Here is an 11,951-nt window from a genome sequence, read left to right as displayed (position 1 = left end):
ACCGGCGTCTTCGCCGGTGTCATGTACCACGACTACGGACCCGGCACGAGTGACGGCAGCCTCGTCACCGGCCGCGTGGCCTTCACACTCGGCCTCGAAGGCCCTGCCGTCACCGTCGACACTGCGTGCTCATCGTCCCTCGTCGCCCTCCACTGGGCAGGGCAGGCACTGCGCCGCGGCGACTGCTCGATGGCGCTGGTCGGTGGCGTGACGGTGATGACGACGCCGGACATGTTCCTCTACTTCAGTCACCAGCGGGGCATGGCCAAGGACGGCCGTTGCAAGTCGTTCGCCGCCGATGCCGACGGCACGGGCTGCTCGGAGGGCGTAGGCGTCCTCATGGTCGAGCGCCTCTCCGACGCCCGACGGAACGGCCACCCGGTCCTCGCCGTGGTCCGGGGCAGTGCCATCAACCAGGACGGCGCGTCGAGCGGGATGACCACCCCGAACGGCCCGTCGCAGCAACGCGTGATCCGCGCGGCGCTGGAGAACGCCGGGATCACGACCACGGACGTGGATCTGGTGGAGGCGCACGGGACGGGGACCCGGTTGGGTGATCCGATCGAGGCGCAGGCTTTGCTGGCGACGTACGGGCAGGGTCGCCCGGAGGGTGATCCGCTGTGGCTGGGCTCGTTGAAGTCGAACCTGGGCCACACGCAGGCGGCCGCCGGTGTGGGTGGGGTGATCAAGGCGGTGCAGGCGATACGGCACGGTGTGCTGCCGAAGTCGCTCCACTCGCAGACTCGTTCACCCCACGTGGACTGGGACGCGGGTGCGGTGGAGCTGCTGACGGAGTCGCGGGCGTGGCCGGAGCGTGATCGTCCGCGTCGTGCGGGGGTGTCGTCGTTCGGTCTGAGTGGGACGAACGCGCATGTGATCGTGGAGCAGGCCCCGGCGACGGACGAGCCGGAGACCGAAGCGGTGAACGGGCTCTCCGTCGTCCCCGTCGTGCTGTCGGCGCAGAGCGGGAGCGGCCTCCTGGACCAGGCCACGCGGTTGCTGGGCCGGGTGGCGGGTGAGTCCTCTCCGTCGTTGTTGGATGTGGGTTTTTCGTCGGTGGTGTCGCGTGCGGTGTTGGAGCATCGTGCGGTGGTGGCGGCTTCGGACCGTGAGGGGTTGGTGCGGGGTCTGACGGCGCTGGTCGAGGGTGAGGTGTCACCTTTGGTGGTGCGGGGGTCGGCCCGGCCGGCCGGTGCTACGGCCTTCTTGTTCACGGGGCAGGGTGCGCAGCGGTTGGGGATGGGTCGGGAGCTGTATGAGGCGTATCCGGTGTTCGCCGCGGCGTTCGATGAGGTGCTGCTTGAGCTGGATGTCCGGTTGGGGCGTTCGTTGCGTGAGGTGGTGTGGGGTGAGGATGCCGCTCTGCTGAACGGGACGATGTTCGCTCAGGCGGGGCTGTTTGCGGTGGAGACGGCGTTGTTCCGGTTGGTGGTGTCGTGGGGGGTGCGTCCGGACTATCTGGTGGGGCACTCGGTTGGTGAGATTGCCGCCGCGCATGTGTCCGGTGTTCTGTCTTTGGGTGATGCGGCTGAGTTGGTGGTGGCGCGTGGTCGGTTGATGCAGGCGTTGCCGGCGGGTGGGTCGATGGTGGCGGTGGAGGCGACGGAGGACGAAGTCCTTCCGCTGCTGAATGACGGGGTGGCCGTGGCTGCTGTGAACGGGCCGCGTTCCGTGGTGGTTTCGGGTAGGGAGGCGCCGGTCGCGGAGCTGGTGGGGAAGCTTGCCGATCAGGGCCGCAGGACGAGCACGCTGCGGGTGTCGCACGCATTCCACTCGCCGTTGATGGAGCCGATGCTGGCGGAGTTCGGCGCTGCGGTGGCCGGGCTGTCGTTCGGCGCCCCGTCGATTCCTCTGGTGTCGAACGTGACGGGTGAGCTGTCGCAGGAGGTCGCGACGCCGGAGTACTGGGTGCGGCATGTGCGGGAGGCTGTGCGGTTCGCGGATGCGGTGTCGTTTGTCGTGTCGCGTGGGGTGACGTCGTTCGTCGAGGTGGGTCCGGACGGTGTGCTGAGTGGGATGGCACAGCAGTCTGTCGACGCGGAGCAGGCAGCCGTCTTCGTTCCGCTGGTGCGTAAGGGTCGACCCGAGGTTGCCTCGGCTGTCGCGGCACTGGGTCAGTTGCATGTGGCCGGTGTGCCGGTGGACTGGGCCCGGTTCTTCGAGGGATCGGGTGCGCGCCGTGTCGATCTGCCCACCTACGCCTTCCAGCGTGAACGGTTCTGGTTGGAGTGTGCGGCTGGTGGAGATGCGGGTGGTCTGGGGCAGGTGGCGATTGATCATCCCGTGTTGAGCGCTTCGGTGGATTTGCCTGATTCAGGTGGTGTGGTGCTGACAGGGCGGTTGTCGGTGGAGGGGATGGGGTGGTTGGCGGATCACGAGGTCTTGGGGTCGCTGTTGTTGCCGGGGGCGGCGTTTGTGGAGTTGGTGGTGCGGGCTGGAGACGAGGTGGGTTGTGGGGTGGTGGAGGAGTTGACGTTGCGGGCGCCGTTGGTTGTTCCGGAGCGTGGTGGTGTGGCGTTGCAGGTGGTGGTGGGTGGTCCGGATGAGGTGGGTTCTCGTTCGGTGCGGGTGCATTCGCGTCGGGAGAGTGCGGGTGCGGGTGGGGCGTGGGTGTTGCACGCGGAGGGTGTGGTGGGTGGTGGTGCGGGGGAGCCGGTGCCGTCGTTCGACCTCACCGAATGGCCTCCGCCCGGAGCAACAGTCGTACGAACGAGCGATGCCTACGAGCTGCTTCACAAGCAGGGTTACGTCTACGGCCCCGTCTTCCGCGGGCTCAAGGCCGTGTGGCGGCGCGGGGACGACGTCTTCGCCGAGGTCGAACTGCCCGAGCAGGCGCACGGGGACGCCGAACGATTCGGTCTCCACCCCGCCCTGCTCGACGCGACCATGCACGCACTGGGGGTCGGTGAGGACGTCACGGGCGACGAGCCGACCGAGCTTCCCTTCACCTGGACGAACGTGTCCCTGCATGCCGCCGGCGCCCGCTCGCTGCGGGTACGCCTGTCGCCCCAGGGCGCCAGCAGCCTCACGATGAGCCTGGCGGGCCAGGACGGCGCCCCTGTGGCCACGATCGGCGGACTTATGTTCCGTCCGGTGTCGGTGGAGCAGTTGGCGGGGTCGGGTGTGGGTGGTGGGTTGCATGAGGTGGTGTGGCGGCCGTTGGTGGCTGCTGCTGCTGCTGCTGGTGGTGCTGCTGGTGGTGTGGTGGTGGGGGTTGGTGGTGCTGGGGTGTTTGAGGTGCCGGTGTCGGTGGGTGTGGATCCGGTGGTGGGTGTGCGGTCGGTGTTGGGTGGGGTGTTGGAGGCGGTTCAGGGGTGGTTGGTGGGTGAGGAGGCTGGTCCGTTGGTGGTGGTGACGCGTGGTGCGGTTTGTGTGGGTGGTGATGTGGGTGTGGATGTGTGTGGGGCGCCGGTGTGGGGGTTGGTGCGGGCTGCGCAGGCGGAGAATCCGGGTCGGTTTGTGTTGGTGGATGTGGATCCGGTGGGTGGTTCGTTCGCTGATGTTGCGGGTGTGGTGCTTGGTTCGGGTGAGCCGGAGGTGGCGGTGCGTGGTGTTGGCGGGGCGTCGTGGTCCGGAGGCTCCTGGGGTTGGCGAGTTGTGCGGTGTTTTGCGTGGTTTGGGTGCTGAGGTGTCGGTGGTGGCGTGTGACATGTCCGACCGGTCCGCGGTGGCGGATCTGGTGGGGGGTGTGGGCGCTGGTCTGGTCGGTGTGGTGCATGCGGCGGGTGCGGGTGATAACGGTCTGGTGGGGTCGATGGATGTGGCTCGGTTGGATCGGGTGTTGGGTGCGAAGGCGGATGGTGCCTGGTATTTGCATGAGCTGACGCGGGAGCGGGATCTTGCGTTTTTCGTGATGTTCTCGTCGGCGGGTGGTTCGGTGTTGGCGGCGGGTCAGGCGAACTATGCGGCGGCGAACGTGTTCCTGGACGGGCTCGCGGTGCATCGCCGGGCGGAGGGGCTGCCGGCCACTTCCCTGGCGTATGGGCTGTGGGACGTCGCCACGGGCCTGACCGAGACCATCGACGACGATGTCCGCCTCATGGCGGCACGCGGCCTCCCGGCCCTCGCCCCGGCCGACGCACTCCGGCTCTTCGACGCCGGCCTGCGCTCCAAGCTGCCGGCGCTGGTGCCGATCGCCGTCGACGTACCGACCCTCAAGGCAAAGCCGGGTGCGCTGCACCCCCTTCTGCGGGACATGGTCCCCACCGGGGCCGGTCCCGTGGTCCGGAACCGCACGAGGAGCGCCGATCCTGCCGCGCTGGTGGCCCGTCTCGCCGGGCTCGGCGCGGAGGACCGGGAACGGGCCCTGCTGGACCTGGTGCGCGGTCACGCCGCCGCCGTTCTGGGGCACTCGGGCGCCGAGGCCGTCCCGGCCGAGCGCGGGTTCCTCGACATCGGATTCGACTCCCTGACGGCTCTGGAACTCAGGAACCGCCTGGGCGAGGTGACCGGCTGCCGGCTGGCGCCGACGCTGATCTTCGACTACCCCTCGGCCGCCGAGCTGGCCGCGCACCTGCGCCGGACGCTCTTCGGCGAGGACGCTCCCGCGGACGACCTCAGTGCGGCCACAGCGGACGAGCTGTTCGACATTCTCGACGGCGAGGTGTGATGCCTCCCAGCAGGCCTCGCCGGTCATGGCGCCAGGCGTTCACGTGAGTACGGACCGGAGACGAGGAGCGAGTGTGCTGAACCGGATAGTGGTCGTGGGCGCGTCGGCCGCGGGACTGACCGCGGTGGAGACGCTGCGTGCCAAGGGGTACGAGGGAGAGCTCACGCTCGTCGGCGACGAGCGCCATCCCCCGTACGAACGGCCGCCGCTCTCCAAGGAGTTGCTGAGCGAAGGCTGGGAACCGCCGAGCACCTGGCTGCGGAAGGAGGAGGTGCTGGCCGCCGTCGACGCCGAGCTGCGCCTCGGCTGCCGGGCCACCGGCCTCGACCCGGCCGCCCGTACCGTCGCCCTCTCCACCGGCGAGCGGCTGCCCTACGACGCGGCGATCATCGCGACCGGACTCCGGCCGCGCCGGCTGCCGTGCGGGGACGGCCTGCGCGGTGTCCACGTCCTGCGGTCGCTGGACGACGCGGTCCGCCTGCGCGAGGCGCTCGCGGCAGGGCCCAGGGTCGCGGTGATCGGGGCAGGCTTTCTCGGTGCGGAGATCGCCGCCACGGCGCGTGGCGCCGGGCTCGACGTGACGCTGATCGACACGAACGCCCAGCCGCTCGCGCGCCAGGTCGGTGCCGAGATCGGGGGGCTCGTGGCCGGCCTCCACCGTGACCACGGGGTGCGGCTGGTTCTCGGTGCCGATGTGGTGGGAATGGCTCGGGACGACGCCGGTGTCCGGGGGGTTCTGCTCGCCGACGGCACCACCGTCGACGCCGAACTGGTCGTCGTCGCGATCGGCTCGGTGCCCGCCGTCGACTGGCTCGCCGAATCCGGACTGCCCCTGGGGGACGGGGTCCTGTGCGACGCCTACTGCCGGGCCGCACCCGGGGTGTGGGCGGCGGGAGATGTCGCCAACTGGCCCCACCCCATGGTGGCCGGGGCCCGCGTCAGACTCGAACAGCGGACCAACGCCGCCCAGCAGGCCATGGCGGTCGCCGCGAACCTGCTGGCGGGCGAAGCGGGAGCGAAGCCGTACACCCCCGTGCCCTTCGGCTGGACACATCAGTTCGGGGAGAAGATCCAGACCATCGGCTGGTGCCCGCCCGACGCGCGGACGGAGATCATCAGCGGCTCCACCGCGGACCGGGAGTTCGTCGCCGCGTACCACCGCGACGGGGTCCTCGTCGGCGGGCTGGGCTGGAACAGCGCACGTGGCCTGCGGCAGTGCCGGCAGCTGCTCGGCCGGCCGTCGTCGGAGCTGGCCGCCACGGCGGCAGGCGTCTGACATCCCTGCCAGGAGGCGGGCGTGGGCCGCCCGGTACGGCACCGCGCTCAGTGCCGTACCGTCTCTCCACCTCGGTCTCACACCGGCTCCGCGTACGGTGGACCCGGGGCGTATACGATGCTCTATGCGTGCGTGATACGCATGGGAAGGGCTCCTGATGAAGGCAGGCACGAGATGACTACTGGTGAAGGAACGAGTACGGAAGGCGTCGGCCTGCCGAACAGCATCGAGGTGCTCTGGGAACTGCGGAACCGGGAACAGCGCACCGCGCGTACCGGTCTGAGTGTCGAGCGCATCGTGACGGCCGCGATCGAGTCGGCGGACGCCGACGGTCTCGCCGGGCTGTCCATGTCCCGCGTCGCCAAGAGCCTCGACTTCGGCACCATGTCGCTGTACCGCCACGTGTCGAGCAAGGACGAGCTGCGGCAGCTGATGCTGGACATGGCCTACGGCACCCCGCCCCGTATCGACACGGCCGAGGGCGACTGGCGGGACGGGCTGGAGCAGTGGGCCCGGGCCTTCCAGGAGGTCTTCCACCGGCACCCCTGGATGCTGCAGATCTCGGTCAGCGGCCCGCCCCTGGAGCCGGGCCAGCTCAGCTGGCTGGAGTGCGGCCTGCGCACTCTGGGCGGTACCACCCTGCGGCCGGACGACAAGCTGTCCGTGATGATGCTGATGATCGGCTACGTGCGCAACAACGTGCAGATGTCGCTCGGTGTCGTAACCCAGGACATCAGCGACACCGACCTGATGGCCAACTACGGCCGCGCGCTGGCCAAGTACGCCGACTCCGCGTCCTTCCCCGCCCTCGTCGAGCTGCTGGAGGCCGGGGCTTTCGATGAGCCCGAGGACGACTTCACATTCGGGCTCCAGCGGGTCCTGGACGGTATCGAAGTGCTGGTTCGCATCCGCAGGGGCGAGGAGCCGCTCACCTGACAGGCCTTCCGGCCGCACGCGTGGACAGGGGCTGGTTGCCCACCCTTCCGGGTGGGCAACCAGCCCCTGTCCACGCGTGCGGCGCCCCGGACCGGGTTCAGCCCGCGGTGGGCTGCATCCGCTTGGGGGAGGGCACGGTCGCCGGTGCGTCTATGTCGTACGGGTCGATGGGCTCGCCCGTCTCGATCGGTACCTTGCGCAGAAGTACGGCGACGATCGCGGCGACCACGACCATGGCGGCGGCCCCGGAGAGCGCTGCCACCTGGAGACCGTGGGTGAAGGCCTCGCGGCTGGTGGCGAGCAGTTCGGCACCGACCGCGGCCGGCTGCTGGGCGGCGATGGTCGCCGCACCGCCGATCGTGTTGCGTACCGCGTCCAGCGCCTCGCCGCCGAGACCGGTCGGGTTCACCGCGTTCATGTCATGCCGGTAGATGGCGGAACCGATGCTGCCGATGACGGCGAAGCCGAACGCGCTGCCGAACTCGGTGAACGTCTCCGAGGTGGCGGTGGACGATCCGGCGTGCTCCTTCGGTGCGGAGGTGACGACGATCTCCGCCGTGAGCGTCTTCGAGGCCGTCATGCCGGCCGCCATCAGCCCCACGCCGACCAGCAGGACGGCGACGTTCGAGTCCACCGTGAGGCGGCTGAGCACGCCGAACCCGATGGCCATCACGAGCATGCCGCTGGCGACCAGATAGACCGGCTTGACCTTGCGGGACAGGGCCGAGACGAGGCCGACCGCGATCCCGATCGCCGGCATCACGGCCATGGACCACAGGGCCGCCCGGAAGGGCGTCATGCCCAGCACCATCTGGAGGAACTGGTTGGTGAGGATGCTGACGCCCATGAACGAGAACATCACCATCAGGTTGGTCAGGATCGCTCCGGTGAAGCCGCCGTAGCGGAACAGCGAGATGTCGATGAGCGGGTGGGACGTCATGCGCTGGCGCTGCACGAAGGCGACGAGCAGGACGGCGCCGACACCGGCCCAGATCGCGGACTCGCCGGACCAGCCGTCGACCGCCAGTTCCTTGAGTCCGTAGATGAACGGCATGATGCCCGCGATCGACAGGAACGCGCCGAGCACGTCCAGCTTGCCGCGCGAGGGGTCGCGCCGCTCCGGCAGCAGGATCGGGGCCAGGATCAGCACCAGCACCATGACCGGGGTGTTGATCATGAAGACCGAACCCCACCAGAAGTTGTTCAGCAGCAGGCCGCCGACGACCGGGCCGAGGGCCGCCCCGGTGGCGAGGGTGCCGCTCCAGGCGGCGATGGCCGACTTCCGCTGCTTGGAGTCGTGGAACATGTTGCGGATCAGGGCCAGGGAGGTCGGCGTCAGCGTCGCGGCGCCGAGCCCCAGCAGGGCGCGCGAGCCGATGAGCATCTCGGGGCTGTCCGCCGTCGCGGCGAGCGCGGATGCGACGCCGAAGACCAGGGCGCCGATGATCAGCAGCTTCCGCCGTCCGAAGCGGTCGCCGACCCAGCCCATCGTGATCAGGGCACCGGCCAGCACGAAGCTGTAGATGTCCATGATCCACAACAGCTGGGTGGCGCTCGGCTTCAGTGACTCGCTGATGGGTGTGATCGCGAAGCCGAGTACTGAGATGTCAATGGCGATCAGCAGGGTGACCAGGACGATCACCACGAGGCCGAGCCATTCCTTGAGCCCCGCCCGGGGCTTGATTTCTGTCATGGCAAACGTCCATGCCTTCCTGCGTCATGACCCTGGGTATGTAACACGCTGAGCGTATCAGGTACGCGTAGGCGTGTCGCGTACTCATCTTTGGCTGACCGGGGCCCCGGGGCCTGTCCCGCCAAGGCTTCAGTGCGGCCGGCCGAGCAGTTCCAGGGCGCGGTGCAGCAGTGCTCGGCGGTCGATCTTGCGATTGGAGTTGAGCGGGAATTCCGCGATGTGGAAGAAGTGCTGGGGGAGTACGGAGCGGGGGAGCGTGCGGCTCAGCTCGCGGGCCAGGACGACGGGCGGCACGCGCTCGCCGGTGTGGAACGCTGCCAGCGTGATGCCCTGCTCGGAGGGCACCGGCACTGTGACGGCGTCTTCCACCCCCGGGCATCGGCGCAGCGCCTCGTCGATCTCCGACAGTTCGATCCGCACGCCACGCACCTGAACCTGTTGGTCCAGCCGGCCGAGGTAGAGCAGCTGGCCGTCCTCGCCCAGCCGGATCCGGTCGCCCGTCCGGTAGTACCGGGCTCCGTCTCGGTCGAGGAACCGGCCCGCGTCGTCGGCCGGGTCCAGATAGCCGGCGGTGAGTTGCGGGCCGGCGACACACAACTCACCTTCCCGTGCGTCCGGTTCGCCGTCCGCGCCGAGCAGCATCCACGCGTGCCCCGCGTGCACAGGCCCGATCGGTACGACACCTGCGACGGAGATCCCGGGCGACCTCTCGGGCGACCAGTGGTGCCGGGTGATGGTGATCGTCAGTTCGGTGGGACCGTAGAGGTTCTCGATGGCCGAACCCGAGGCCGCGCGCTGCCAGTCCGTCACGTCCTGACAGGTCACCGCCTCGCCCGCGAAGAAGCTCCAGCGCAGCGAAGGCAGTGCGCCGTCCGTCAGTTGTCCCGTGCGACGGATCAGACCGATGACGCTGGGGGTGGAGAACCAGACGGTGACGCCCTGCTCGGCGACGAAGCCGGGGAGGTCCCGGTACGCGCCCGCCGGAACGGCCACCAGCGTGGCCCCGGTGCCCCACGCGCAGAACAGGTCGAACATCGCGCAGTCGAAGTTCAGGTCGAAGTTCTGGGAGAACACATCGTCCGGACCGAAGTCGTACCGTGCGTCGAGCAGGCCGAAGTAGTGGGCACCGTTGGCGTGCGTGACCGGCACACCCTTGGGACGGCCCGTGGAACCGGAGGTGAAGAGCACGTACGCGATGTCGTCGGGGGCGACCGGGTGAGGGCGCGCCAGACGTGACGCCGGATCGGGGGCGAGCACGCCGTCGACACCGTCCGCGGCCCCGTCCAGCAGGGCGGGAAGCGTGACACCTTCGGCGCGCAGCTTCTCCAGCGCCGTCACGGCCTCGGCGTCGACGAGCAGCGCCTCCACCCCCGCCGCTTCGAGCATCTGGAGGGTACGGAGCACCGGGAAGGAAGGTTGCAGCGGAACCATCGGAACCCCGGTGAACAGGCAGGCCAGGATGCCCGTATAGGCGTCCAGGCCCTTGCCCGCGAGCACGCCCACCGCGGCCGGGCGCTCCGGGAGCGCGGCCAGCAGCGAGCCCGCCCAGACCAACGCTCGGTCATGCAGTTCCCGGTACGTCAACGAGGCGTCGCCGACACGGATGGCCACCCCTTGCGGGGACCGCGCGAGTCCGCGCAGGAAACGGTCATAGAGGGCGTGGGCCGACGTCTGGTCCATGAGTGGTCCCCGGGTGGCGGTGGATGGATGAGGTGGAGCGGTGCCCGGCGCCCGCGAGCCGCAGGCTGACCTCGGTGAGATCGGCCCAGGACCGGGTGGCCGGCGCATGGTGCAGGGAGACCCGGGGATTTCTCAGCAGCCACTCGCGTACACCCCTGGAACGCATTGCACCCGTTCCGTTCATGAGCACGTGCAGCCTGGGGTAGGGGTGGGCCTGCGCGACCGCGTCCAGGAGGTTCAGAAAGGCGGCCGGCGCGGAGGCGCAGTCGGCGCCCGGTCCGGCCCGGTCGACCAGCAGGGGGCGGAACCGTTCCTCGGCCCGGTGCCCCGTCCGCTCGTCCGCCCGCAGGACCACGGCGTTCCACGACGACGCGCGAAAGACACCGACGACCCCGCGATGGACGCCCGGCGGCAGGGGCGGCACGGACGGCAGCTGGAAGGTCTCCGGGCGATGCGGCCGCACTCCCCACTTGCGCCACACGCGCGCCACCGTGGAGTGGGCGATCCCCAACTCGTCGGCGAGCAGCCGCGACGACCAGTACGGGGCCCGCAGCCGGGCCGGAGGCCTGGCGCCGTCAGCGAGCGTGGCGACGAGCACCGCCACCTCGTCCACCGTCGCGGGACGCCCCGGCCGGGGCAGATCGCCCAGCGCCGCGATACCCGAATCCGTGTACCGCGAACGCCACTTGATGACGGTCGGACGGGAGACCCGCAACTGGGCGGCGATCTCCGTGTTCGAGGCGCCCTCCGCGGCGAGCAGCACGATCCGCGCCCGTCGGACGAGCCCGGCGGGCGCCGTCGACATGCGGGTCAGAGCCTCCAGCCGGGCCCGGTCGCCCTCGTACAGTCGCAATGCCGGGACGCTACGCATGTCACCGGTCCTCAGCGCAGACGTTGCAGTGAGTTCCAGAGAACGTCCGGGGTCTCGAATATCTCCAGGGAGAGCGCCTCGTCGCGGAAGCGCACGTCGTAGGCGGCTTCGAGGCCCGCGAGCAGCTCGATCATGCCCAGTGAATCGAGACCGAATTCGCGCAATCTCATGTCGCCCGTGATCGGCTCGTCCGGGGAAAGGAAGGACAGCTGCTTCCGAAGGAGAATGTCGAACTGTTCATCCCACATGATGACTCCGGTTTCAGGCGCGAAGGGGTGAAGGGGTGAATGATGTTCCGGGATCGCCCGACCGCTGGACGGACCGGAACGGGGACGAGGCAGCCGGCCGCCCACGTACCCGGCCGGAATGGGATACCGGGCCCCGACGCTAGCCCCGGCGGGTCCGAACCAGTACCCCTACCCGCCCCTATGAAGGCGTCGCACGATGGGCGTTCCCGGCAGCGGATGCGGGGTAGGCCCTGCGCGCTCGCGCGTTGCCTCGCAGGTGAGGGTGGTGGACCGACCCCCGTCCCGCCGTGCGCCGCCCGACAGGACGGTCCGGCAACCCCACCCCGGCTCTGGGGTGACCTGGGCGGAGCAGGGGCCCGATTGTGGGGACCCCGGGCACGACTAAGGGGTGGGCAACAGGTCCGCCGGCACCGTAATTTTCCGAGTGGTCCCACGCTCCATTCCTTCATTCCGCTCGTTCCGCCATTTTCTCGGGTCCGCGGTCCGCTGAACGTCATGACACAGGAGGGCATGCTCGGTGAGTAACGAGGAAAAACTTCTCGAGTATCTGCGCCGGGCGACAGCCGACTTGCGCGACATGCGCAAAAGGCTCGCTGCCGCCGAACGCAAGTCCAGCGGCGAGCCGATTGCGATCGTGG

Annotated in this window: 9 protein-coding genes; 5 read left to right on the top strand and 4 right to left on the bottom strand. The window is 69.5% G+C overall.

Translation table 11 applies throughout. From position 1 onward, the window contains the following. Positions 1 to 21 precede the first annotated feature (21 nt). The 4 genes from JGS39_RS32905 (at position 22) to JGS39_RS32890 (ending at position 6,821) form a co-directional block, all read left to right on the top strand. Complete coding sequence (locus tag JGS39_RS32905) at positions 22 to 3,627, top strand: type I polyketide synthase (protein WP_236065863.1); 3,606 nt, start codon at positions 22 to 24, stop codon at positions 3,625 to 3,627. Next, positions 3,509 to 4,609, top strand: coding sequence for a beta-ketoacyl reductase (locus JGS39_RS32900; protein WP_308120853.1), 1,101 nt, complete (start codon positions 3,509 to 3,511; stop codon positions 4,607 to 4,609). The genes JGS39_RS32905 and JGS39_RS32900 overlap by 119 nt, the downstream gene beginning before the upstream one ends. A 73-nt stretch (positions 4,610 to 4,682) precedes the next feature. Beyond that, a complete protein-coding gene (locus tag JGS39_RS32895; protein WP_219573418.1) occupies positions 4,683 to 5,885 on the top strand; it encodes an NAD(P)/FAD-dependent oxidoreductase in 1,203 nt (400 codons plus the stop codon). A 174-nt stretch (positions 5,886 to 6,059) separates the two neighbouring features. Next, entirely contained in the window at positions 6,060 to 6,821 is a 762-nt protein-coding gene (locus JGS39_RS32890) for a TetR/AcrR family transcriptional regulator (protein WP_236064565.1), read from the top strand. 97 nt (positions 6,822 to 6,918) lie between these two features. On the opposite strand, the gene JGS39_RS32885 is transcribed toward JGS39_RS32890, so the two are convergent. From JGS39_RS32885 to JGS39_RS32870, 4 genes are all read right to left on the bottom strand, one after another. After that, positions 6,919 to 8,514 carry an MFS transporter gene (locus JGS39_RS32885; RefSeq protein WP_219573417.1) on the bottom strand — a complete coding sequence of 532 codons (1,596 nt, stop codon included), beginning with the start codon at positions 8,512 to 8,514 and terminating at the stop codon, positions 6,919 to 6,921. Between the two features lie 129 nt (positions 8,515 to 8,643). Next, positions 8,644 to 10,194, bottom strand: coding sequence for an AMP-binding protein (locus JGS39_RS32880; protein ID WP_219573416.1), 1,551 nt, complete (start codon positions 10,192 to 10,194; stop codon positions 8,644 to 8,646). Beyond that, positions 10,163 to 11,065, bottom strand: a complete 903-nt coding sequence (locus JGS39_RS32875; protein ID WP_219573415.1) for a helix-turn-helix domain-containing protein — start codon at positions 11,063 to 11,065, stop codon at positions 10,163 to 10,165. Before JGS39_RS32875 ends, JGS39_RS32880 begins: the two co-directional genes overlap by 32 nt. Positions 11,066 to 11,076: 11 nt before the next feature. After that, on the bottom strand, positions 11,077 to 11,313 hold the full coding sequence (locus JGS39_RS32870; RefSeq protein WP_219573414.1) for an acyl carrier protein: 237 nt from the start codon (positions 11,311 to 11,313) through the stop codon (positions 11,077 to 11,079). 517 nt (positions 11,314 to 11,830) lie between these two features. Here JGS39_RS32870 and JGS39_RS42000 point away from each other — a divergent pair. Then, on the top strand, positions 11,831 to 11,951 hold a 121-nt coding region (locus JGS39_RS42000), incomplete at its 3' end, for a polyketide synthase docking domain-containing protein (protein WP_219573421.1).

The sequence above is a fragment of the Streptomyces poriferorum genome (assembly GCF_019399235.1).
GTDB classification, from domain to species: Bacteria; Actinomycetota; Actinomycetes; order Streptomycetales; family Streptomycetaceae; genus Streptomyces; species Streptomyces poriferorum.
Note: the sequence above shows the minus strand (reverse complement) of the source record. Positions and strands in the feature narration are given on the sequence as shown.